Genomic DNA, 24417 nt, shown 5'->3' on the forward strand with positions numbered 1-24417 from the left:
AGGAAACGATCGTTTCCTATTCAAGGGTATCGTCGCCGGCCGCTCGATAAGCTGAGGGGTTTATGCCCACAGGGGCGATAGACTCCACGTCCAGCTTTTGATACGCCTGCTCCAGCAGGGCGATATCCTGCGGGCGCGCGCTGGCGTGCATGTTGCGCACCGTCGGCACATCAAGGGCTATCGGCCGGCATAAGGTATAATCCCTGACCCGCAGTTCCGGCGGGATAGAGGTAAAGATAGCCGTCGACGGCACGTCAAACCCCGCCGCCGCATGTACCGCAGCCGAATCCGACGAGAGGACGAAGCGGGCATGCTTTATCCAGGACAGGAACTGTGGGGTATCGGTTGCATATCCGGCTATATCAATATAATGGGCAGAGTCCAGCGGACCGAAGCCCAGCACCGGGCAGGCGAAGCGCCGCCATAGGCGCTCCACCAAGGTTTTATGCATCATCACCGGGATACTGCGCAGCGGTGTACTGGCGCTGGGGCAAAACAAGACATACTCATTTTCCCGCCAGGGGGCGGGCGGCGGCGGCAGACAGAGGCGCTGCAGCCAGCGGTTAGCCTTGAGGCCCGTCGGCACGGCGGCGGGATCAACCCCCAATGAGCGGAGAAAAAAGTCAATCATCGGCATGGCGGCAAAGGCCGGCCGGAAAAGATGATTGCCCAGATCGATACGGGGCTCCGGACCGCACACTTCCGTCAGCGTCCGGGGCAGCCAGCGCATCTCCCCGATGATGCCGGCCGCCATGTGATAGAGCGACTCCACATAGGCCGGCGCCCGGCCAGGCCGGTAAAGCACCGCATGCAGGGCGGGATTGAAAAAGCGCAGCGCCTCGACGGCGGTGAGGCCGATTATGGAATCACCGAGGGCCACCCCCATGCCGTTGACGATATGCACGGCGGACAGGCGCGCATAATCAAGAGTAAACGCCGCGGCCGCGGCATTAAAAAAGCCGGCCTGGGAATATAAGCTGCGATAGCAGCCGATCTCCCGCTGCTGCTCGATATCGTAAGAGGCCACCACGTGCCCGTCGCCGGTTAACAGGCTGCCGGGATGAAACAGCGCGTCATCGCCGCTTATGATGTCCGTGGCAATACCCTCCCTGGGTTTAACCCCCTGGGTATCGGCTTCAGCGTAAACATCTGCCGCCGTCCAGGCCGAGGGTCTGGCCGGTGACATAACGGCTTTTAAACAGATAATTCACCAGATCCACAATTTCCATTTCTCCCGGCTCAATCTTCATCAGGGTTTTATTCAGCACATGCCGGCGATATTCCTCATCGTCCTGCTCATTAAACAGAATCAGGGCCGGGGCGATGGCGTTGACTTTGACATCGGGGGCCAATTTGCGCGCAAAGGACCGGGTCATATTGTCCAGGGCGGCCTTGCTGGCCGCATAGGCGATATGTTTTTTGCTGCCTTTTTCAACGGCGAAGTCGGTGATATGAATAATATCCGCCGCCGCATGCCCCTGGTCCCGCAGGCAGGGTTCGAGGGCCAGGTTCAGCAGATAGGGGGTATAAACGTGAATTTGCAGCATCGCGGCCATGGTGTCTTCCGGCGGCGTTTCCGCGCTTTCCGCCACCCATGCGCTGGCATTATGGATAATCGCCCGCAGCTTGCCGCTATAGGCTTTGACCTGTTCCGCGAAGGCGTAAATACCGCGGTTATCCGAAAAATCAGCCTGTATACAGTGGGCGCCCAGGGATGCCAGCGTATCGAGTGCCGGGTAGTACTGGCGGTAACTGACGATGACCGGGATTCCCTGTCGCAGCAGTGATTCCGCCAACGCCAAACCGATACGGCGCGCACCGCCGGTAATCAGTACCGGCGCGGATGGGATTATCTTTGTCAACCACGTCTCCTGAATTCATTGGCTTATACCCGCCATACTTCAGGTTGCAGGTGCTTCGCCTGTCCTGCAACCCGAATTACCGTGGGTATGGTGTCATGGAATTCCGACATTATATCGACAAAAATTTCCCGCGCTCCACTACTCTTTAATCCAGGTCTATAACTCAGGCGGTCAGGCTTTCCCTCACCCTGCTTTTACGGCTGACCAGGGTGCGCAATGCGACATAAAACACCGGGGTCAGGAACAAACCGAACAGGGTGACCCCCAGCATGCCGGCGAATACCGTAATGCCGGTGACGCCGCGCACTTCCGCGCCGGCGCCATGGCCCAGAATCAGCGGCACGGTACCGGCAATGAAGGCGATGGAGGTCATGACAATCGGCCGCAGCCGCAGGCGGCAGGCTTCCAGTGCCGCCTCGACAATGCTTCGGCCCTGCATTTCCAGTTCGCGGGCGAACTCCACAATCAAAATGGCGTTTTTACAGGCCAGACCCATCAATACCACCAGCCCCACCTGGACAAAGACATTATTGTCGCCGCCGGTGAGCCAGACGCCGAACAGCGCGGAGAGCATGGTCATGGGCACAATCAGGATCACCGCCAGCGGCAGCGTCCAGCTCTCATAAAGGGCCGCCAGCACCAGGAACGCCAGCAACACCGCCACCGGGAAGACGATAAGCGCCGTATTGCCCTGGGTGGACTGCTGGTAGCTCAAATCGGTCCATTCGATGTTCATGCCGAAGGGCAGCACATGGCTTGCTATCGCGCTTACTTTTTCCATTGCCTGGGCGGAGGAGAGAATACGCGGATTGGCGTCGCCGATAAGGTCCGCCGCCGGGTAACCGTTATAGCGGATCACCGGATCCGGTCCGTAAGTGGTGCCCAGGGTCACCATGCTGCCGATGGGCACCATTTCCCCTTTATTGTTGCGGGTGCGCAGATTGGCGATATCGCCGGTACTCTGGCGGAAGGGGGCGTCCGCCTGGGCGAACACCTGCCAGGTGCGCCCGAATCGGTTAAAGTCATTGATATAGGTGGAACCCAGATAGGTTTGCAGCGTAGCGAACAGTTCGGTGAGCGGCACTCCCTGCGCCTTGGCCTTATCCCGGTCGACGCGGGCGTCCAGCTGCGGCACATTGGCCTGATAGGCGCTGATGGGGAATTGCATCCCCGGCGTCTGGGCAATGGTGCCGGACATGGCGTTAACCGCGTTTTGCAGCGCGCCGTAGCCCAGGCCGGCGCGGTCCTGGATATACAGTGAATATCCGGAGCCCTGGCCCAGGCCCAGAATGGGCGGCGGCATGATGGAAAATGCAAAGCCTTCCTGAATCTGGCTGATTTTGGCGTTGATCTCGGCGTTGATCTCAAGGGCGGTGCGATGCCGTTCGCTCAGGGGTTTCAGGGCGAAAAATACCGTGCCGGTATTGGGTGTATTGGTGAATTGCAGAGCATTAAGACCCGGAAACGATACCGCGTCGCTGACGCCTTCGGTATTCATGCCCATGGCGCTGATTTTGCGAATGACCGCATCGGTACGGGCCAGGGACGATCCTTCAGGCATTTTCACGCCGGCGATGAGGTAGAGTTTATCCTGGGTAGGGATAAATCCGCCCGGCACCGCTTTAAACATCACCCCCGCGCCCACCAGCAACAGGATATAGACCGCGAATACCGCCCCGCGCCGGTTGAGGGTGCGGGCGACGGCGCGCTGATAGCGATGGGAGCCGGAAGCGAAAAAGCGGTTAAAGGGCCGGAACAGCCAGCCGAGCAAATGGTCTATCAGGCGCGTCGGCACGTCTTTCGGCGCGTCGTGGGACTTCAGCAGCAGGGCCGCCAGGGCCGGCGACAGCGTCAGGGAATTGATGGCCGAAATCACCGTGGAAATGGCGATGGTCACCGCGAACTGCTTGTAGAACTGGCCGGTCACGCCGGACAGAAACGCCATGGGGACAAACACCGCGCACAGCACCAGCGCGATGGCGACAATAGGGCCGGACACCTCGCGCATGGCCTGGTGGGCGGCTTCCACCGGGCTGCGTCCCTCTGAGATATTGCGCTCGACGTTCTCCACCACCACGATGGCGTCGTCCACCACGATGCCGATGGCCAGCACCAAGCCGAACAGGCTGAGCGTATTAAGGGAAAAACCCAGCAAATAGAGGATGGAAAAGGTGCCGATGACGGATATGGGCACCGCCAGCAGCGGGATAATCGACGCGCGCCAGGTCTGCAGGAACAGGATGACCACCAATACCACCAGTATCACCGCCTCAAACAGGGTCTGGATCACGGCGTGAATGGAGTCGCGCACGAAAATGGTCGGGTCGTAAGGGGCTTTCCAGGTCATGCCCTCGGGAAAGCGGGTGGCCAGTTCGGCCATTTTTGCCCGTACCGCGTTGGACAGGTCGATGGCGTTGGCGCCGGGGGACTGAAAGATGCCGATGCCCACCGCTTCCTGGTTGTTTAACTGGGAACGCAAGGCATAGCTGCCGGCGCCCATTTCAATGCGGGCCACATCCCGCAGCCGTACCACTTCGCCGTCATCGCCGCTTTTGAGAATGATATTGCCGAACTCTTCCTCGTTTTCCAGCCGGCCCCGGGCATTGATGGATAATAAGAAGTCGCTGGTGGTGGGCATGGGCTCAGCCCCCAGCTGACCGGCGGAAACCTGCACATTCTGTTCGCGGATAGCGGCCACCACGTCCGAGGCGGTCAGTCCGCGCGACGCTACTTTTTGCGGATCGAGCCACACGCGCATGGCGTACTCGCCGGCGCCGAACACCTGGATTTGACCGACGCCGGGCAGGCGGGCCAGTTCGTCCTTGACGTTGAGGGTGGCGTAATTGCGCAAATATAATGAATCATATTTGCCCGACGGGGAGGTCAGATGTACCACCAGGGTCATGGTGGGGGATTGTTTCTGGGTGGTGACGCCCTGGCGAACCACATCGTCGGGCAGCCGGGCCTGAGCCTGCGCCACCCGGTTTTGCACCTGCACCTGGGCCTGATCCGGGTCCGTACCGGGGCGGAAGGTCACGGTGGTCACCAGGACGCCGTCCGAACCGGCGACGGATTTCATGTACATCATGTTTTCCACGCCGTTGATCGCTTCTTCCAGCGGCGTCGCCACCGTTTCGGCGATTTCCTTGGGATTGGCGCCCGGATATTGCGCCCGCACCTGCACGCTGGGAGGCACCACCTCAGGATATTCGCTGATGGGCAACAGCGGGATGGCAATAATGCCGGTGACAAAAATAATGATCGATAAAACGGCGGCAAAAATCGGCCGATCGATGAAAAACCGGGAAAAGTCCATGGCAGCGGGTTCCTTGACGGCCTAGTTAAGCACGGTGGCGGCTGGAGCCGAGGTCATCGGCACGTTTTTGGCGTTAACCGGCATGCCGGGCATGAATATTTTTTGCACGCCGTCGATGACCACCCTATCGCCGGGCGCCAGGCCTTCCTGTACCACCAGCATGCCGTCGAATTCGCGGCCGGGGGTGATATCGCGCCGTTGCGCCTTGCCCGTGCTGTCCAGCACGTACACGAACTTGCGGTCCTGGTCGGTTACCACGGCTTTGTCGTCAATCAGCATGGCATTGAAACGTTGACTTGCGGGCAATTGCACGCGGGCGAACAGGCCGGGGGTAAAGCGCCGATCGCGGTTGTCCAGCAATGCGCGCATGCGAATGGTGCCGGTGCTGGGGGCTAGCTGATTATCGAGAAAATCGATTTTGCCGGTGTGGGGATAGCCCTCTTCACCCACCAGGGCGATGTGCACTTCCTGCGGGCGATTGCCGCCGTTGCCCCGGGCCAGCCCCTGATAGCGCAGGAAGGTGCTTTCATCCACATCAAAATAGACATATACCGTATCCAGGGAGACCAGGGTCGTGAGCACGCTGGCGCTGTCGCCGGCGGTGACCAGGTTGCCGGCGGTAATCTGCGCGCTGCCTGCGCGGCCGTCGATGGGGGCGGTAACGCGGGTGAAATCCATATTCAGCTGGGCGGTATCCACCGCGGCCTGGGCCGACAGCACATTGGCCTGGGCCTGTTCGGCGGCGGAGCGGCGTTGTTCGCCCTGTTCCGCCGAGACGGCGCTGGTGCTCAGCAGTTTTTCCGTGCGTCCCGATTCGCTGCGGGCCAGCTTCGCCTGGGTAACGGCGCCGGCAAGTTCCGCCTTGGCCTGTTGCAGGGCGGCGCGGTAGGTGCGGTCGTCGATGGTGAAGAGCACATCGCCCTTATGGACTTCCTGCCCTTCCTTGAAATTCACCCGGTCGATATAGCCGGATACCCTGGGCCGTAGCTGTACGCTTTGCACCGCTTCGACGCGGCCGTTAAAGGTATCCAGCGGCTCTATTTGCTTGAGCAAAACCGGGGCGACGCTGACGGAGGGCGGCGGCGGGGCGGTCTGCACCGCGCTGCCGGCGTCACAGCCGGCCAGTTGCAGCGCCAGCAGCACAGCGGGTAAAACCAGGCTGTACCTGGCATGTTCCAAGGGGTAGCGAAAAACGTTAATGTCTGTCATGGAGGAAGCCCTGATGTTAAGAAGATGCGCTGAATCCAACGGCATCCTCGATGATTTAATTGCAACTATTATAAATACACTTAAAGCGCAAATTGTAGGAAGGCAGTTAATAAAATGCAAGTGTTATTGTTGCTTTTTAAGGCGCTAAAAAGAGGGTCTATAACGAGCCGCTCCGGGCATGGCGGGCAGCTTCGGATCTATTATGTCCAGTACGTTATAGTAAAGTGATGAAATCGTTTTGCCCGAAAGGGCGGTATCTGCCCATCGATGAGGGGGGATTAATCCGCAGGGGGAAGATTCGCCGATGCCGGCGCGCCGCCGCCGTCCTGCGCCGAAAGGCGGCGATCCTTTTCGTGCAGTTCCCGCAGGGCATCGGCGACGGTACGCCGTGCCAGTACCTCAAGGCAGGCCTGCTCGGCTTCGCCGGCCAGTGTGTCGAAAAACCAGCCGGTATTGGCCGACACCAGGCAACACTGCGGCACGTCGGGACGCTTGCCCCACAGCGGCTTGTCGTCCATGACGGACAGATAAATATCCTGCAGGGAGATTTGGTCCGCCGGCCGGCCGAGATGGATGGAACCCTGGCGGCCGTGGGTGGACATAATGATTCCGTCCCGGGTCAGCGGCACCATCAGTTTACGGACAAAACTCGGGTTCGCCTGTAAACCGGTGGCAAGAATGGCGCTGGTGGCCCTGGTTCCGTTCTGCTGAGCGTCGGCAACGCTCAACACCATTTGCAGAGCCGTGGGAAAGCGTAGATCAATCATGTATTCATTCTCGCGCTGTCCGGAGAATTAGCTTTATTAAAATCCATTTTTAATAGTTACATATCTGCGACGGAGAATCCAGTCCCGGTTTATGATACTGCGGGAGAAGGTCGCAGCCGGGAAGCGTGCCGGCCCGAACCGGCCGCTCGGCTACGGCCCTCGATCAGAATCCCACCGCCTGCCCGTCCCGGCGGGTGTCGCTGGCGGCCACGTAGCCATGATCGCTGTCGGTTGACAGCCGCCAGATAAACTGGCCGGAACCGAAATCCATATAGGGATCGTCGACGGTATGGAGCCGGTGCCCCTGCTGCTGCAATTGCGCCATCACCGCCGGATCAAAGGTGGATTCCAGATCCAGGGTGAAATCACGGTTGACTTTCCAGCGGGGCGCATCGCAGGCCGCCTGGGGCTGCTGATGAAAATCCAGCATCCGCACCAGCGTCTGTACATGGCCCTGCGGCTGCATATCGCCCCCCATCACGCCGAAACTCATCTGCGCCCGGCCGTCCTTGGTGAGGAACGCCGGGATGATGGTATGGAAAGGCCGCTTGCCCGGCGCCACCACGTTCGCCGAACGCGGATCGCTGGAAAATCCCGCGCCGCGGTTTTGCAGGCTGACGCCGTACTCCGGCACCACCACCCCGGATCCGAAGCCCATATAGTTGGATTGGATAAACGACACCATCATGCCGCTCTCGTCGGCGGTGCTGAGATAGACCGTTCCGCCGGCGGCGGGCCTGCCCGGCTGGGGCAGGGCGGCCTTGCGCGGATCTATCATGGCCGCGCGTTGGTCCAGATACGCATCCGCCAGCATGTCGGCGGGAGTGATTTCCATGGCGGCCGGATCCGCCACGTAGCGGTAAACATCGGCAAAGGCCAGCTTCATGGCCTCGATTTGCAGATGCTGCGCCTGGGCGCTGTCCAGCGGCAGTGACGACAGATCGAACCGCTCCAGAATCCCAAGGGCTATCAAGGCGGCGATGCCCTGGCCGTTGGGGGGGATTTCATGCACTTCGTAGCCGCGATAGGTCCGGCTGATGGGGGTGACCCACTCGGGACGGTAAGCCGCCAGATCTTCCAGGGTCATGCCGCCGCCGGTGCCCTTGGCCCAGGCGACGATGTTTTCGGCGATTTCTCCTTCATAAAAAGCGCGGCCGCCCTGGTCCGCCAGCAGCCGCAGGCTGCGGGCGGCGCCGGGAAAGACAAATTTTTCTCCGATGGACGGCGCCCGTCCGGCGGGCATAAAGGTTTGCGCATAACCGGGCTGCGCCGCCAGTATCGGCACCGCCGCCTGCCATTTGCGGGCGACTATCGGCGCGATGGTGACGCCGCGCTCCGCCACTTCGATAGCGGTTTGCATCAGCTGTTCAAAGGAGAGACGGCCGAAGCGCCGGTGCAATGCCTCCCAGCCCGCCACGGCCCCCGGCACCGTCACCGCGTCCCAGCCCCGTTCCGGCCGCCGCGCCAGCCCGTGGTCGTCTTCGCCGTAGCGTTGGCGGAAATAGTCCAGGTTCCAGGCGGCGGGGGCGGGCCCGGAGGCGTTCAGCCCGTGCAACTGCGTCCCGTCCCACACCAGCGCGAAGGCATCGCTGCCCAATCCGTTGGATATGGGTTCCACCACTGTTAAGGTGGCGGCGGCGGCAATGGCGGCGTCCACGGCGTTACCGCCCTCCAGCAGGGCGCGATTGCCGGCCTGGGCGGCAATGGGATGGGAGGTCGCCACCACGTTGCGGGCGAATAACGGCGCACGGGTGGTGAGATAGGGGTTATGCCAATCAAAACTCATGGGATGCTCCGTTATTGTTGGTTAATGCGCCGCTCGGCTTCCCGTTGCAATGCCCGGCGATCCACTTTATTGGACCCGGCGAGGGGAAAGCTGTCCACCAGCCAGATATGCCGCGGGTGGAGGTAGGCGGCGCCGTGGCGCAAGGTGAACTGTTTCAGTTCCTCCGTCGTCGCGCTATGTCCCGGCCGCAAAATCACCCAGGCCGTGGGTTTGGTTCCCTTGATGTCGTCCGGCACCGGCACCACGCAGGCCTGCTGTACCGACGGGTGCCGCTCGATGATTTGCTCCACTTCGCCGGGGTAGATGTTTTCCCCGCCGCTGACGAACATATCGTCCACGCGGCCGACAAAGGTATAAAACCCGTTTTCGTCACGGCTGAAAACATCGCCGGTAATATAAAAACCGTCATCGGTAAACGGCGGTTTGATATCGGGACGCTGGTGATATCCCTGCATCAGGCCGGGGCTTTTCATTTCCAGTACGCCGGTGTTATCCGTCAGATTGCCCTCGCCGTCCCGCAGGCGGACCTGAACCTCTGGATGGGGATAGCCTGAGGATTGCAGTGGAGTGGGGATACCCTGGGGATGGGGACCGAACACCACCGGACCGCCCTCGGTGGTGCCGAAGGCATTGATGATGCGGGCCGAGGGCAGCAGTTGCCCGATTTGCGCGTAAAGGGTGGCGTTCACCGGGGCCGATCCCATGCGCACCACCCGGACGCTGGACAGGTCGCTGTGCTGCAGCAGGGCTTTTTCCCGTAGCATCATGGCGATCATCGGCGGTACCGCGGTCAGCCAGGTACAGCGATAGCGGGTAATAGCATCGATATAGGCCGCGGCGCTGAACTGGGGCAGCAGCACGGTGGTCACATGGCTGGCCAGGGTCAGCAGCACCAGCGCCAGGGCGTTCATATGGTACAGCGGCGCGGCAATCAGCACCCGCTCGCCGGTGAGTTCCCGGTTGGCCAGCCGGCTGCGCACCACCCACAGATGGCTGGCATGGGTCAGCCGCACCCCTTTGGGCATGCCGGTGGAGCCGGAGGTATAGAGCAGCAGCGCCAGATCTTCCGGTTTGGGGTTAAAGAGGGGCAGCGCGCCGGGGTCTTCAAACGCCTTCAGACCGTCAGCCTGTGAAGAGCGGAATACCACGCGAGGAATGGCGTAGCCGGTGGCGGCCAGGTGATCCGGGTCCCCCATTAGCAGACGCGCGCCGCTGTCGCGTAAAATATTCTCCTGGGTTTCTACCGGGAATTTGAAGTTGACGGGTACCGCCACCAGCCCGGCGCGCAAAATGCCCAGCAGGCTGGCAACATAATCAATGGAGTTGCGGCCGAGAATGGCGATGCGATCGCCGGGGGAAAACCCGCGGGCCAGCAGGGCGCGGCCAATGCCGTCCGCCCGTGCGTCCAGTGCGCGGAAGGTCAGCCGTTCATCGCCGCCGCCGTCCAGCGGAGCGATAAAAGCCAGTTGGCCGCCGTCCAGGGCGGGATCGATCAATGCGCCCAGATTGGTGGTCTTGGGCAGGATTAGCTCTGTCATGGCAAGAACTCGAGTAAGGTCATTAAATCGGGCAGGGCTACCTGCAGCCGTTCTCCCTCCCGGCGCACGGGCATGCCCATGGCCGCCGCATCACGGGCGATGCGCTCGCCGTCGCCGCCGCGCAATCTTATGGCGGCGAACAGGCTGTCCCGCCCGGCGGGCGGCTGGATTAATCCGCCGCAGCGGCGGGCGAATTCGTCGCGATGCATGATAGTCAGCCGGAATCGTTCATCTGTATCGCCCAGCCGGCGGAAATGCTGTTTTTGCTGTTCCGGCTCGTCGGCCACCAGGGTCAGTTCGTCGATGGCGCTGACCCCGTTTTGGTGCGATAGCCATTCGGGGCGCCAGACCCACTCCGGGGTATGGTGTTGACAGAAATAGACCCGTCCGGCGGGGAATTCCCCGGCGGCGAGGCGAACGGTGGTGAAGCGGGCCACTCCCCGCGCGTCTTTGCTCACTACCTCGCGGGAGAAGGATTGCACCGGCTGCAAGGAAAACTCCGCCTGGCTCAGCTGCCGGGCGGTGTGGGCGGCGTCGGGGCTTGCGAACACCAATCCGTCAATTCCGGGCGGGCTTTCCAGCAGTTCACGGCGAATTTTGTCTCCCTGGGTCGGCAGGCCCACCAGTTCCAGATAATGTCCGGGGAACATTATCAGGTAATTTAGCGAACCCAGGGAGTGGACGCCGCGGGGCGTGAGGGTAAACCCCAGTCCGCGGAAGATGTCCGCCGTCTTTTCAACGGCGAAGTGGCTGTTTATCACCAGGTGATCAAGGGAGAGGTTCATGTGGTTTCCTCAGGCGGTGGCGGTGGAGTAGAGTCCCCGTCCGCTGGCCACCAGCGCGCCTTCGCTGTCGTAAATCCGGGCTTCGGCGCTGGAGAATTGTTTGCCTATTTTGATGACCTGGCCGACGGCGGTTAAATTTCCCCGTGCCGGGCGATGGTAGTCCACCCGTAAATCCAGGGTGGGTACGCCTTTGCCGGTATAGGCCACCAGTGACCAGTCGGCGGTGAGATCCACCAGCGCGGCGAGAATGCCGCCGTGGATGTAACCGCCGGCTACGTTCACTATCCACTCGTCGCGAAAGCGGGCCTGGATCTTGATTTCCCCTTTACCCACAGACAGGACTTCGAGGCCCAGCCATTGGTGGTAGGGGCCTTTTAACAGCCGGGCCTGTACGTCGGCGGCGTCGGGAATCTGAATCTCTGCCATATCTTACTCCTCAAGAATGTTGAAATTTGAAGGCGGTGCGCGGGTGCGTTGTCACGTTCGGTGATAGCGGGCCTACCGCGCCATGGGGCGCTCCGGCGGGCGGGAAAACCACGCCCGCTTCGACCCCATCGGCACGGTCTCCCTTTAACAGGCTCGCTGTCACGTCCGGTGATAGCGGGCCTACCGCGCCATGGGGCGCTCCGGCGAGCGGGAAAACCACGCCCGCGTCGACCCCATCGGCACGGTCTCCCTTTAACAGGCTCGCTGTCGCGTCCGGTGTTGGCGGGCCTACCGCGCCACGGGAGTCCGTGGATCCGGTAATTTGTTACGGCGTCACTATGACCTTGCCCAGCACTTCGCGGTCGCGGATCAGCCGCAGCCCTTCCGCCGCCTGTTCCAGCGGCAATACCCGGTCGATCAGCGGGTCGATGGAGCCGTCGGCAATCATGTCCAGCAGGGCGGAAAGGTCTTCTTGGTAAAAGCTGTTTGAGCCCTTGACGGTGAGTTCAAAACTCCATATATAGCGCAGGTCTTCTTTCGGGTCGTAGCCGGCGGTGGCGCCGCACACCAGCAGCAGGCCGCCCCGCTTCAGGCATTTTAGCGAGGGGCGCCAGGTTTCGCCGCCGGTGAAGTTGATCACCACGTCTACGCCGCCTTCATAGCTGCGGCGCTGCGGTTTGCCGTAATGTTCGATGGCCCATTTGGAGAAATCCGTTTCGCGGTAATTCACCACATGATCCGCCCCCAGCGCTTTCAATGCCTGGGCCTTTTCTTCGCTGCCGGCGCAGGCGATCACTTCGGCGCCCAGATGTTTGGCCAGGATGACGCTGGCGGTGCCCACGCCGCCGCTGGCGCCGAGTATCAGTACCCGATCGCCCTTCTTCACGGTGTTATGGGTGACCAGCATGCGATGGGCGGTACCGTAAGCCACCGGCAGGGCCGCGGCCTGGGGAAAGTCTACTCCCGCCGGCAAGCGGATAAGCTGCTTGGCGTCCACCGCCGCATATTCCGCCATGCCGCCGTCGGTCATTTCACCCATAAGGCCCACGCCGGGCTTCAGCGGATTCACCAACACGCGATCGCCGATTTTCCAGTCGCTTACATCCGGCGCCACCTCGGTGACGGTACCGGCCAAATCGAGGCCGATAACCACCGGCAGGGGCACCTTGATGCCCGGCATGCCGCGCACGGTGAAAACGTCGTGGTAGTTGAAGGAAGATGCTCCCACCCGCACCACCACGTGACCGGCGGCGGCCGATGGGCGGGGTTTATCATCAATCACCCGCAGCTCGTCGAGATCGCCGTGCTGGGTCAGGACTAGGGCTTTCATGGTATCGCTCACAACTCACTCCTATTTGATGGATTTGGCGGCCAGGTAGGGACGATTATCGAACAGGTCGTCTTTTAACTCGCCTTTGATGGCGCCGCTTTGCAGAAATACGCTGTGCTGTCGTTTCAGTGTGTCGATATCGGCCGGTTCAAAGGTGAGACGATTCATGCTGTCCCAGCGGCCCATATAAACACGGGCGTCTTTTTCCGGCAGGTTGGCCTGTTTTTGCAAAATGGCCGCCGCCGCGTCGGGATTGGCGTGGCCCCAGGCCAACGTATCTCTAAGGGCGGCAATCACCCGGGCCACGGCGTCGGGATGTTTGTGCAGATAGTCGCCGCGCACCGCGCCGACGCCGATGTAGGGCACGGCGTCGGTGTGGGTGAGTTTTTTCCATTCGTCGGCGAAGCTGCCGATGGGGGTCACCTTAAGCTCGTCGAGCTGATCGATGGTTAACGAGCGCAGGGCGGCGGCATCGATCTGCTTTTGCGCCAGGAACTGGGCCAGGCGGGACTCATTGCCGCCGATCAGGGAAAAACCGTCCGGTTTGATGCCGTAGTTTTCCTGCAGTATCGTGGCGGCGATAACCGCCACCGACGAGCCCGCCGGCGACATGCCGACTTTTTTACCCGCCAGCTGCTTGAGGCTGGTGATGGGGGAGCCGGCCGGTACGACAAACTGTACGTCCGCCGGCTGGGTGGCGGCGAAAATCTTGATGGGCACCCCTTCGGCGGCGGTGCTGAACACGCCCGCCAGGGGCGCGCCGAAGGCCAGGTCGATGGAGCCGGAGGCCAAGGCTTTAATTGGCGCGTTGACGTCGGGGAAATGTACGAACTCGGCGTCGATGCCACGTTTGGCCAGGAAATTCTGGCTTTCCAGCACCGCGCCGTAACCCAGGCTGACGCCGCTGGTCCAGTAACCGATGCGTATTTTATCCGCGGCCTGGGAACCTGCCGCCAACAGCAAACCGGCGGCGAGGGCGGCGGCCAATAATACTTTCTTCATGATAATCAATCCCGTGTGCGCTGTTTCCAGCGGAAAAGGTAACGTTCAAGGGGTTTTAGCAGGCCCCCTTCCAGCAGCAGCATCAACGCCACCAGCAGCAGGGTCCAGGCAAATACCTGATCGGTTTGCACCAGGTCCCCGGCCTGGCGCAGGCGATAGCCGATGCCGTCGGAGGACCCCAGGGTTTCCGCCACCAGCGAGACCCTCCAGCCGAAGCCGAAGGCCAGCCGGGCGCCGGAAAAGAAATAGGGCATGATGGTGGGCAGATAAATCTTCCACAGGGTTTGCAGGCGGCCCATGCGAAAACTGCGCGCCAGCTCCACGTAGTGGGCATCCACGGTTTGCGCACCTTGCCAGACATTGGTGAGGATAAGCGGCATGGCGGTCATGAACACCACGAAAATCGTGGTGGCGTCGGAGATGCCGAACCAGATGATGGCAAAGATGGCCCAAATCGCCGAAGAGACGGTATTGAATACCGCCAGCAGCGGCTCGAAAAACTGCGCCAGGGCGCGATTGGCCCCTAGGGCAAGTCCCAGCAGGGTGCCCACCAGGGTGGCCAGTAAAAAACCGGTCAGGACCCGGGAAAAGGTGATGCCGATATCGTGGAACAGCCGGTGTCCTTGCCACAGCGCCACCAGCGCCTGCCAGGTCTTGTCCGGGCCGGGCAAGACGAATGACGGCATGCGCCGGGAGGCCAGCCACCAGACGGCGGCGAAAATGGCAATCAGCACCAGCCGCTGGACCACCAGGGTGAATAGAGGGGAATTCGATTTCATCCTATACCTCAAGCCTTAGCAACCGAGCCTGTTCGGCCACCTCGGGACTGGTGGGCACGCGGGGGTGGGGCAGGGCGATGCGATGGATATGATGAATATGGCCGGGATTGGGCCGCAGGATCACCACCCGGTCGGCCAGCACCACCGCCTCTTCCACATCGTGGGTCACCATAACCACGGTCATGCCGGTCAGCCGCTGGATCCGCAGCAGTTCGTTATGCATGACGCTGCGGGTTTGCGGATCGAGTTTGGAAAAGGGCTCGTCCATCAACAAAATCTCCGGTTCCGCCACCAGGCTGCGCGCCAGCGCCACCCGGCTGCGCATACCCCCTGACAGCTGGTGCGGCCAGGAATGTTCAAAGTCTTGCAGGTTAACCAGGCGCAGCACCTCCTCGACCCTTTTTTGCCGCTCGTTGCGATCGTAGTTGCCGTTTTCCAGCCCGAAATGGATATTTTTGCCCACCGTGCGCCAGGGCAATAAGCGGTCCTCCTGAAACAGATAGCCGACGGTCTGCCAGCGGTTGAACTGCGCCGCGGGCCGGTCCTGGATAAGGAGCTGGCCCTCGTCCGGCGGCAACAGGCCGGAGAGGATGTTCAGCAGCGTGCTTTTGCCGCAGCCTGAGGCCCCCAGCAGGGCGATGATTTCTCCCGGACGCACCTGGAAGGAGATATTTTCCAATACCCGCAAGGGTCCGAAGCTTTTACCGATGCCCTCGACGCGAATAACCTCCGCCCCGGCTTCCTGTGGTTCCCGTAACGAGACGCTCATTGGAACAGGCTCCTGTCGAGGATGGGCAGCAGCGCACCCTCTTTGCTCAGGGTGGCGTAGACTTTTTCCAGCGTCATGGCCTGGAAGGTTTCGATATGGCGCCGGGCAATCAGCTCCACCCGCCGGGCATCCCCTTCTTCGAACGCCGCAATCATGGCGTTATGATCGTGTTTGATCTCCGGCTTGACCTTTTGCACGTTGAACCCCAGCGCCACCAGCCGGGACATTTCGTCCATCAGGCTGGACAGCGTACGGATAAGATGGTTGTTGCCGGAGGCTTCGACGATGGCCAAATGAAACCGCTTGTTGGCGTTCATAAAGACCGTGATCTGCTCAGGCAGCGGCGCCTTTAGCTCAACGCGACAGGCGGCTTCCAACTCTTTGAGCAGGCTGATATCCACCCGACCTACCGCCAGCCGGGCGGCCAGGGGTTCGAGCTGGGCCCGCAGAGTAAAGATCTCCTCCACGTCCTGCACGGTGATGGGGGCGATGCGATAGCCTTTACGCGGGCGGGATTCCACCAGATGCTCATGACACAAGCGCGCCAGCGCCACCCGACAGCTGCTTTTGCCAATCAGGTACTTTTCCATTAATCCCGCCTCGGTAATCAGCGAACCCGGTAATAACCGGCAGCGCAGAATATCGTGGCGAATATGCTGATAAGCGCTATCCCCTAAGGACAGCTCTTTTCCTGCCGAAGCAGCGGGCGTCTTGAAATCTACTGACATCTGACCATCTCTTCATTATTTTGTGAGCAGCTCACAGAATATCTCTGAGGTGCTTAACATTGAGGGAGTCTAAAAGGTAAATTATCACCAGCGCCAATAACAAATATGTATTTGCTTAGCTGTAAAAAGACTTTACTGAGCAGCTCAGAGAATTAACCTTGCTATAATAAAGGTTATTATTCGCCGCAGTGAGCTGCTCACGGAATTAACTTTTTAAGCAAAGAGAATTTATGATCTGATGGCTTTTAGAGGGAGCCGGAACGGAGGCTCCCCATATCTCCGGCATAACGACGGCGCTGGCGATTTTAGCGTTAGCCGATTTGGCGATAGGTTTTCCACCATAGCTGGTGCAATTCATTATAGGGGTTGTTGTCGTCCTTGCCGTTATTATCCTGCCAGGGTTTGGATAAAATATAATGAAGATTTTTTACCTCGAATATATTCCATAGGGAAGCATGCTGTACGGAAAGCGTTTTTAACGCATTATAAATATAAGGCAACGGCAGCCAGCGGCCGGTAAAATACTCATTTAACAGATCCTGCTCGGGAAATTGATAAGCGGCGAGATCGCTAATGGCGGCAACCTTGTTTTCCAGCTCTGTGGCGGTGGAGTCGTTCGGCGCCAGCAGCATGAATCCGGAATTGAAATAGGGACTAAATCGCCGTGGCAGCGGCGCGCCGTTGTGTTCCGGCAGGTAGCTGTAATAACAGTTGGCCGGTACCCAGTCCCGAGGATAGGTGGCGATGCGATGCGGGTTGCAGCGGCAGGCGTGGCAGGCGGCGATATGTCCGTCAGGCAGCGGAAAATCAAAGACTTCGTCGATGTTTTTCATCGCCAGCATATCCGCATCCACAAAGGCCAGCCGCCCGAATTCCGTTATCCGCCAGGCCGCCAATTTTGTCCAGACTTCTGAAAACCGGGGATTGGCGTAATTTCCCGGCACCCCGGAACGGGGGGCAACGGGCTTCACCTGACGCACCAGACAGCCTTCATCCGTTAATAACCGGCGGCTGTGTTCATCGATATTTTCCGTTACCATCACCACCAGGGGATAACGGGTGCGGGTATTTTCCAGGGATTTACGCAGGGTTCTGACGCCCGGCAGATAGGACGGCTGAGTGAATAGGGTTATCCAAGCGGGCATATTTTTTCCTCCCGTCAGAGGGCGGCTGTTTAATAGGAAAGTGGACTTATAGCTAAATCGTTAATGAAAAAGTTCGGCGATAAAAGCATTGGCGAATTTCCCCTCGGGATCCAAGGCGGATTTTACCCGGCGAAAATGGTCCCATTGCGGATATAGCTCCCGCCAGCGATAGAGATCTTTATCGTAATATTTCCCCCAGTGGGGTCGTCCTCCTTCCTGCGCCAGCAGTTTTTCCGCTTCGTTAATAAAGCGCGCGCCGTCCGGCGATAGCGAACCGTCTTCGGCGTAATACACCACAAAGCCGAAAAAACAGGTGGCTTCGCCATAGGCCGGACTCAGCCAGGCGGCGGAAGGGCCGGTACATCTGAGGATAATGGGGTAATGCATATGGGGGTTGGTGTCTTTATGCCATTGCTTTATCTTATTGATGACCCGGCCGGCACGATGCAGGGGAATACCGATTTCGATATTGATCTGCGGCGTGGCGATGCCCCGGCAAAAAAGCTGATAGATATCGCCGGTGACGTCGGAAAAATCCTTGAAGCGGGTGACGGTTTGGTAGGGTTTGCCTTCTTTCTCTTTTATTTTGGTGTCGTCCTGCATATGGCGCAGGGTACGGTCCACCGTGGCATTCAGGCTGCTGTCGCGGCTGGGGCGAATCACCGGCTGCCGTTTGTTGAGCCGGTAGCGCGCTTCTTCATCGGCGGTGGCGTTACGGGCGCACCAGACATGCACCTGATTTTCAGCGGGAAACCACCAGGCTTTATTGAAAGGAAATTGCTCATTCCATTCGTACAGTTTGCTGTGCAGATGCTCAGCGCTGCTGGCGCTTTTCTGGCAGGTATAGAGGCGCGCCGCACAGGTGCGCAGGGTAATTTCGGTGATAACTCCCAGAGCGCCGAGGGCCAGCTGAACGGCGCCGAAGCGGGGATCATCGGCGGTGAACTCAATGATTTCGCCGTCGCCGCGAATCAGGCGAACCCGCACGACTTCGTCCGCCAGCGAGCTTTGTTCCAATCCTTGGCCGTGGGTGCCGGTGGCGATGGCTCCGGCCAGGGTTTGCAGCGCAATCACCCCCGGCGAGCAGGGCAGCATCCGGTCCATTTCCGTCAGCGTCCGGTAAACCTCGTGCAGCGGCGTGGCGGCGCCGAAGGTCGCGGTCTGTGCCGTGGAAGCCATTAATCCGGACAGGGCCGAAGGATCGATAAGCGTATCCCCCGGTCCCTGGATACGCAGCAGTTCGCCGGGAGAAAGCCGGCTGCCCATGACCTTGATTTTCCCCGGGCAGGCGGCGACGATTTTTTGCAGCCGCGCTTCATTTTCTGGACGCTGTACCGCCGTCCGGGGGCCCACCGGATAGTTCCGGGCCCAGTTCCATACCTGCGGGTCGCTGTCCGCCGTCTGGGGATGTCTTCGAGGATAAAGTTCCGCTTCTTGTGCCATCACACCTGCTCCGTGAGTGAATCCAAAGGGTAATCCGCGCATCGGTCATTATTTCTTATGCCGTTCAATAGTAGCGTAGACCATGTGGCGGCTTTGCAGGTAAAACCGATGCTAACCCGGAGGAATTTCTGTACCGATAGCAAGAATAGCGATAACTGTAGTAACATCAGGGTTATGCTTCTCGGTGCGTGTTTGAAAAGAACAGCAAAAACATATCATTAAACCGCGCTGTTCCACAGGTGCTTAGCCGGACGGAAACCCCATGCGTGCAGACTCCTCCACAGCCATTCATTTTCTTCTCGCTTCGCGCCGGTGCGAAGTCAATAACCTGCGCCATCTGCTGAAAAACGGTGAGCTGGTGGGCAAGGTAAGCCAGCTTATCCATACGCTGCAGTGCGAACGCGGGGCATCCAACCTCTATCTTTGCTCCACGGGCCCCGCTTTTGCCGATGAGCTCGCCCGGCGGGTGGAGGAGGCGGATATCGCCCAGACGCCGGTGCTGGATTCCCTGGCCCGGCTGGAAAAAACCACGGCGGCCCTGCCGCAGTCGTCACGCCTGTTCAGCGGGGTGGCAAGCGTGGTTTACGCCCTCGCCATGCTGCCGGCGCTGCGCCGGCAAATTCGCGATCGCGCCCTGCCGCAGCCGGCGATGACGGCTTTCTATAACGATATCATCCGCCATTTGCTGGCGCTGGTGTCGGAGGTGACGGATACCGCCGCAGAACCGGCCGTGGCGCGCGCGCTGATTGCCATGCTCAGCTTTATGCGGGGCAAGGAGTTTGCCGGGCAGGAGCGGGCGGCGGGTGCCGCCGCCTTCACCGCGGGACATTTTGACGATGGCGTCCGGCAACAGCTGGTGGGTCTTATCCACAGCCAGGAGCAGTGTTTCGAAAGATTCGTCGATTTCGCCGATGAAGAGAGCGCACAGCGCTGGTTGAACCAGAAGGCGGACAGCGGATTTGAACGTCTGCGGCGGATAGCCTGCACCCGCACCGAGGCGGGATCGGCGCCGCAGGAAGAGGGCCTGAGCTGGTATACCCTGGCGAGCCGGCGCCTGGACGGCATGAAGCAAATAGAGGACGGATTGGCGCGGACGCTGATGGCGCGGTGCCAGGGAAGTATTGACGCCGCCGAGCGGGCATGCGATGACCAGCAGGCGGATATTGAGACCCTGATGAGCCGCCGGGGGGAACCGGCGCCGGACTATGCGGTGTTTGTCGCCGGCGGCGAGGGCGGCGGCCTGGCCGAGGGCTGGCTTAGCGGCGACGGTCTGCGCCCGCATCTGGGGCGTTCGCTGCTGGGTCTGATCCAGCAGCAGGATCGGCGTTTGCAGTCCCTGGACCAGGAGTTGTCCGCCCTGCGCGTTACCCTCGGGGAGCGCAAGCAAATTGAACGGGCGAAGGGTTTATTGATGCAGCACAGGGGATTGAGCGAGGAAGAGGCCTATACTGCCCTGCGCAGGTTGGCGATGAGCCAGAACAAGAAACTCATCGACATTGCCGCCGCGATGCTGACCATCGCCGATGTTCTGGCGAATCATCCCTAAGGGGGCGGAGAAGTTAAACGCCCGGGGCTGATAACGGGGGATTTACTTCCGGGGAAATGTCACCGGACGGCAGGCGGCAAAGCGGCAAAACACACATTCAGTTCCGCGGGCTAATGAGGGTTCGCGGGACGCAAAAGGGCAAAGGCGTCCATGGTTATGCGATTAGTCGTATAGCTGTGGACGCCTTTTTTGTTTTCAGGGGCGGCTGAGGGCTGCAAGGACTGATGTCATGAGTAAACCGGTATTAATCGTTATTGGCCACGGCATGGTGGGTCATCATTTCCTGGAACGGCTGGTGGAGCAAGACCTGCACAAGCGCTACAGGATTGTGGTCTTCGGCGAAGAGCGCTACCCGGCCTACGATCGGGTTCATCTGTCGGAGTATTTTGCCGGGCGCAGCGCGGAGTCCCTGTCCCTGGCGGAACCGGGATTTTTTGTCGACAACGGCATCGAGCTGCGCAGCGCGCAGGAAATCACCCGCATCCATCGGGGGCGCCGCTGCGTTGTGGATGCACAGGGCAGGGAAATCCCCTACGACAAGCTGGTTATCGCTACCGGATCCTATGCTTTTGTACCGCCCATCACCGGCAGCGAGCGTGAAGGTTGCCTGGTTTACCGTACTCTGGACGATCTGGACGCCATTGCCGTCCGGGCGCGCCGTTCGGAAATCGGGGTGGTGATTGGCGGCGGCCTGCTGGGGCTGGAAGCCGCCAATGCCCTGCGGCAACTGGGGCTTGAGACCCATGTGGTTGAATTTGCGCCCAGGCTGATGGCGGTGCAGCTGGATGACGGCGGCGCGGGCATGCTGCGGCGGAAAATCGAAGCGCTGGGGGTCCTGGTGCATACCGGCAAGGACACGCGGGAAATCACGGTGGGCAACCACGGCCGGCTAAGGCTCTGCTTTGCCGGCGGCGACACGTTGGATACCGACCTGGTGCTGTTCTCCGCCGGCATTCGCCCACGGGATCAGTTGGCCAGGGAGTGCGGCCTGCAAATCGGTCCGCGCGGCGGCATTGTTATCAACGACCAGACCTGCACCTCCGATCCGGATATCTTCGCCATCGGCGAATGTGCGGTCTGGCAGGGGCGGAACTTCGGCCTGGTGGCGCCGGGCTACCAGATGGCGCGCACCGCCGCCGCGGTGCTGGCACAGCAGGACGCGGTTTTCCGGGGCGCGGATATGAGCACCAAGCTAAAGCTGCTGGGGGTGGAAGTGGCCTCGGTGGGGGATTCCCTGGCCGTTACGCCCGGCAGCCAATCCTACCAATGGACCGACGGTCCCAATGAAATCTACAAAAAGATCGTGGTTTCCGCCGACGGCAAGCATTTGCTGGGGGCGGTGCTGGTGGGGGACAGCAGTGACTACAACACTTTGCTGCAAATGGCGCTCAATGACATGGCGCTGCCGCCCCATCCGGAAAGCCTGATCCTGCCCGCCGGCGACGGCCAGGCCGCCAAGGCCCTCGGCGTGGCGGCCTTGCCCGACCAGGCGCAGGTTTGTTCCTGCCATAACGTCAGCAAAGGCGATATCTGCGCAGCCGTAAAAGACGGCTGCATTGATCTCAACGCCGTCAAGGCCCGCACCAAAGCCGGCACCGGCTGCGGCGGCTGCGTCCCCCTGGTGAAACAGATCATGGAGTACCAGCTTACACAGCTGGGGGTGGAAGTAAAAAAAGACGTCTGCGAACACTTCGCCTATTCGCGGCAGGAGCTCTACCACCTGGTGCGGGTCAATAACATCCGAACCTTCGATGAGCTTATCAGCCGTTATGGCCGGGGCATCGGCTGTGAAATCTGCAAGCCGCTGGCGGGATCAATCCTGGCGTCCTGCTGGAACGACTACCTGTTGCAGCCCGACCATTTGCCGCTGCAGGACACCAACGATCGTTTCTTCGCCAACATCCAAAAAGACGGCACCTATTCGGTGGTTCCCCGCATACCGGCGGGAGAAATCACACCCCAGGGCCTTATCGCCATCGGCCAGGTGGCGCAGCGCTATCACCTCTACCTTAAAATCACCGGCGCGGAACGGGTGGCCATGTTCGGCGCCCGCCAGGAACAGCTTCCCGCCATCTGGCGTGAACTGGTGGATGCCGGCTTCGAAACCGGCCATGCCTACGGAAAATCCCTGCGCACGGTAAAATCCTGCGTCGGATCCACCTGGTGCCGGTTCGGCGTGCAGGATTCCACCGCACTGGCGATCCGTCTGGAGAACCGCTACAAGGGACTGCGCTCGCCGCACAAATTCAAAATGGGCGTCTCCGGCTGTACCCGCGAATGCGCCGAAGCGCAGGGCAAGGATATCGGCGTTATCGCCACCGATAAAGGCTGGAATCTTTACGTCTGCGGCAACGGCGGCATGAAACCCCGCCATGGGGATCTGTTCGCCAGCGACCTGGACGCCGACCAACTGATACGCACCATCGACCGGGTATTGATGTTTTATATCCGGACCGCCGGCCGGCTGCAACGCACCAGCACCTGGCTGGACAACCTGGAGGGCGGGGTGGATTACCTTAAAGAGGTTATCCTGCAGGACAGCCTGCAGCTGGTGGACGAACTGGACCGGGAAATGCAGCAGGTAGCGGATAGCTATCAGTGCGAATGGCGTACCACTGTGGAAAGTCAGGATCGGTTGCCGCTGTTCCGCGCATTCCTTAACAGCGATAGCTCCGACGAAGCGGTGGTCATGGTGCCCGAACGGGGACAAATCCGCCCGGCCCGCATTGAAGAGAAGCCCGCTGCGGATACCGCGCCGGTCATACCGGCAACGTCTGTGGCCGGCGGCGATCAATGGCAGCAGGTGGGCGAACTGGCGGATATCCCAGCTAACGCCGGCATTGCCGTACGGGTAGCCCAGCGGCAGATTGCCCTGTTTTACCTGCCGCGCAATCCGCAGCAGGTCTACGCCCTCGACAACCTCGAGCCGGGGAGCGGCGCTAACGTCTTGTCCCGGGGCATTATCGGCGATATCGCCGGGGAACCGGTAGTCATCTCTCCGCTGTATAAAAAACGCTTCCGCCTGCGTGACGGCGTCAGCCCCGACGATAGCGGCCTGCGGGTAAACGCCTGGCCGGTGAAAGTGGAGCAGGGCCGAATCTGGGTGGGAAGCCAGCCCCTGGCCGCGGCGGATATCCCGGACGGGGAGATTGCCTGCTAAGGCGGCGGGCTGTACATCCGGCCCGCTTTGATGTCCTGAATAATTCGGGGGAAAGATCGCTTGCCGGCTCGCGCCCACGCCACCTTTTGTTAGCGAACCCCGCCACCGCGTTGCCTCACGGGATACTATGACGGCGTGGCGGGATCGACGCTGAAAGTTTGGCTGAGTGCAGGATGAGTCGCCTGTTTGGTTATTTTTTAGCCATTCTTGAACATAATTGACTTACCTGCAAGCTTGCCCAACCCTTATTTGCCGTAGAAATTGGATGGGAAGGGTAATGGGGTACCGTAGTGTTATCCTCAAAATTCACGTTGTCCATAAAATCGAAATGCAATGATTTCTTAAACTTTATGCTAAGAGGATTCCCGATCAAATTTAATTCCTGCACCTGAATGAGTAACTTCCGGGGTAATTTTTCAATTTTATTATAGCTCAGATCGATTTTAAGCATCTGATCAGGGTAGGGAAGAGGCAATCCGGTTAACTTATTGTGGCTGGCATTAAGAATTTTCACAAATAAAGGTAATATCGGCAGGCAGCTCAGGCCGAGATGAGATAAATCCAGCTCTTCATGCCGATTGTCATAACAATTGTGTATTCTCTTCAAAGCTTCTTGTCGGTTTCTTTTTTCTTCAAACCAAGCTTCTTTGGCCCAACCTGCCCATTCACCGTGATAATTAGGAACCCAGTCCCAGTTTCTTATCCTGGCATTACCATCTGAAAAATCTTGTTTGGGACAACAGGTGAAATATTCCACTAGTCGCATAATTAATACTCTCCTCACTTATTTAAGGATCTAAACACAACAGTTTATCAGCGCTAAAGG

General features: G+C 59.9%; 19 protein-coding genes. 2 read left to right on the plus strand and 17 right to left on the minus strand.

Features of this window, described 5'->3' with window-relative positions:
• Window positions 1-16: 16 nt before the first annotated feature.
• The 16 genes from ACL2XO_RS12940 to ACL2XO_RS13015 form a co-directional block, all read right to left on the minus strand.
• Window positions 17-1186: a glycosyltransferase family 9 protein gene (locus ACL2XO_RS12940; RefSeq protein ID WP_413742885.1), complete on the minus strand. Its 1170-nt coding sequence runs from the start codon at window positions 1184-1186 to the stop codon at window positions 17-19.
• The gene (gene folM / locus ACL2XO_RS12945) at window positions 1137-1862 is read right to left on the minus strand and encodes a dihydromonapterin reductase (RefSeq protein ID WP_413742886.1); all 726 of its coding nucleotides are present in this window, start codon (window positions 1860-1862) and stop codon (window positions 1137-1139) included. The genes ACL2XO_RS12940 and folM overlap by 50 nt, the downstream gene beginning before the upstream one ends.
• A gap of 163 nt (window positions 1863-2025) precedes the next feature.
• Complete coding sequence (locus ACL2XO_RS12950) at window positions 2026-5178, minus strand: efflux RND transporter permease subunit (protein ID WP_132921949.1); 3153 nt, start codon at window positions 5176-5178, stop codon at window positions 2026-2028.
• Between the two features lie 21 nt (window positions 5179-5199).
• Complete coding sequence (locus tag ACL2XO_RS12955) at window positions 5200-6387, minus strand: efflux RND transporter periplasmic adaptor subunit (RefSeq protein ID WP_413724212.1); 1188 nt, start codon at window positions 6385-6387, stop codon at window positions 5200-5202.
• A 278-nt stretch (window positions 6388-6665) separates the two neighbouring features.
• Window positions 6666-7154, minus strand: a complete 489-nt coding sequence (locus tag ACL2XO_RS12960) for an RrF2 family transcriptional regulator (RefSeq protein WP_413724213.1) — start codon at window positions 7152-7154, stop codon at window positions 6666-6668.
• Window positions 7155-7317: 163 nt separating this feature from the next.
• Window positions 7318-8940 carry a gamma-glutamyltransferase gene (gene ggt / locus ACL2XO_RS12965; RefSeq protein ID WP_413742887.1) on the minus strand — a complete coding sequence of 541 codons (1623 nt, stop codon included), beginning with the start codon at window positions 8938-8940 and terminating at the stop codon, window positions 7318-7320.
• An 11-nt stretch (window positions 8941-8951) separates the two neighbouring features.
• Complete coding sequence (locus ACL2XO_RS12970; protein WP_413742888.1) at window positions 8952-10478, minus strand: class I adenylate-forming enzyme family protein; 1527 nt, start codon at window positions 10476-10478, stop codon at window positions 8952-8954.
• Window positions 10475-11263, minus strand: coding sequence for a VOC family protein (locus ACL2XO_RS12975; protein WP_413742889.1), 789 nt, complete (start codon window positions 11261-11263; stop codon window positions 10475-10477). Before ACL2XO_RS12975 ends, ACL2XO_RS12970 begins: the two co-directional genes overlap by 4 nt.
• Window positions 11264-11272: 9 nt before the next feature.
• Window positions 11273-11689, minus strand: coding sequence for a PaaI family thioesterase (locus tag ACL2XO_RS12980; RefSeq protein ID WP_132921943.1), 417 nt, complete (start codon window positions 11687-11689; stop codon window positions 11273-11275).
• Between the two features lie 325 nt (window positions 11690-12014).
• The gene (locus ACL2XO_RS12985) at window positions 12015-13031 is read right to left on the minus strand and encodes a quinone oxidoreductase family protein (protein WP_132921941.1); all 1017 of its coding nucleotides are present in this window, start codon (window positions 13029-13031) and stop codon (window positions 12015-12017) included.
• Between the two features lie 9 nt (window positions 13032-13040).
• Window positions 13041-14021 carry an ABC transporter substrate-binding protein gene (locus tag ACL2XO_RS12990; protein WP_413724215.1) on the minus strand — a complete coding sequence of 327 codons (981 nt, stop codon included), beginning with the start codon at window positions 14019-14021 and terminating at the stop codon, window positions 13041-13043.
• A 5-nt stretch (window positions 14022-14026) separates the two neighbouring features.
• Window positions 14027-14800, minus strand: a complete 774-nt coding sequence (locus tag ACL2XO_RS12995; protein ID WP_413724216.1) for an ABC transporter permease — start codon at window positions 14798-14800, stop codon at window positions 14027-14029.
• Window position 14801: 1 nt separating this feature from the next.
• The gene (locus tag ACL2XO_RS13000; RefSeq protein WP_203521737.1) at window positions 14802-15569 is read right to left on the minus strand and encodes an ABC transporter ATP-binding protein; all 768 of its coding nucleotides are present in this window, start codon (window positions 15567-15569) and stop codon (window positions 14802-14804) included.
• Entirely contained in the window at window positions 15566-16297 is a 732-nt protein-coding gene (locus ACL2XO_RS13005; RefSeq protein WP_413742890.1) for a GntR family transcriptional regulator, read from the minus strand. Before ACL2XO_RS13005 ends, ACL2XO_RS13000 begins: the two co-directional genes overlap by 4 nt.
• A 311-nt stretch (window positions 16298-16608) precedes the next feature.
• The gene (locus tag ACL2XO_RS13010; RefSeq protein WP_413742891.1) at window positions 16609-17442 is read right to left on the minus strand and encodes a glycosyltransferase family 8 protein; all 834 of its coding nucleotides are present in this window, start codon (window positions 17440-17442) and stop codon (window positions 16609-16611) included.
• 60 nt (window positions 17443-17502) lie between these two features.
• Window positions 17503-18885, minus strand: coding sequence for a D-arabinono-1,4-lactone oxidase (locus tag ACL2XO_RS13015; RefSeq protein ID WP_413743059.1), 1383 nt, complete (start codon window positions 18883-18885; stop codon window positions 17503-17505).
• Between the two features lie 262 nt (window positions 18886-19147).
• On the opposite strand from ACL2XO_RS13015, the gene ACL2XO_RS13020 reads away from it, so the two are divergent.
• Window positions 19148-20431 (plus strand): nitrate- and nitrite sensing domain-containing protein, encoded by a 1284-nt coding sequence (locus ACL2XO_RS13020; protein ID WP_413742892.1) that lies wholly within the window; start codon window positions 19148-19150, stop codon window positions 20429-20431.
• A gap of 229 nt (window positions 20432-20660) precedes the next feature.
• Window positions 20661-23591 carry a nitrite reductase large subunit NirB gene (gene nirB, locus ACL2XO_RS13025; RefSeq protein WP_413742893.1) on the plus strand — a complete coding sequence of 977 codons (2931 nt, stop codon included), beginning with the start codon at window positions 20661-20663 and terminating at the stop codon, window positions 23589-23591.
• A 190-nt stretch (window positions 23592-23781) separates the two neighbouring features.
• Here the strand turns inward: nirB and ACL2XO_RS13030 are convergent, their stop codons facing one another.
• Window positions 23782-24357, minus strand: coding sequence for a hypothetical protein (locus tag ACL2XO_RS13030; RefSeq protein WP_413742894.1), 576 nt, complete (start codon window positions 24355-24357; stop codon window positions 23782-23784).
• Between the last annotated feature and the right edge of the window lie 60 nt (window positions 24358-24417).

The organism is Sodalis sp. RH15 (assembly GCF_047324255.1).
Taxonomy (GTDB): Bacteria; Pseudomonadota; Gammaproteobacteria; order Enterobacterales; family Enterobacteriaceae; genus Acerihabitans; species Acerihabitans ligni.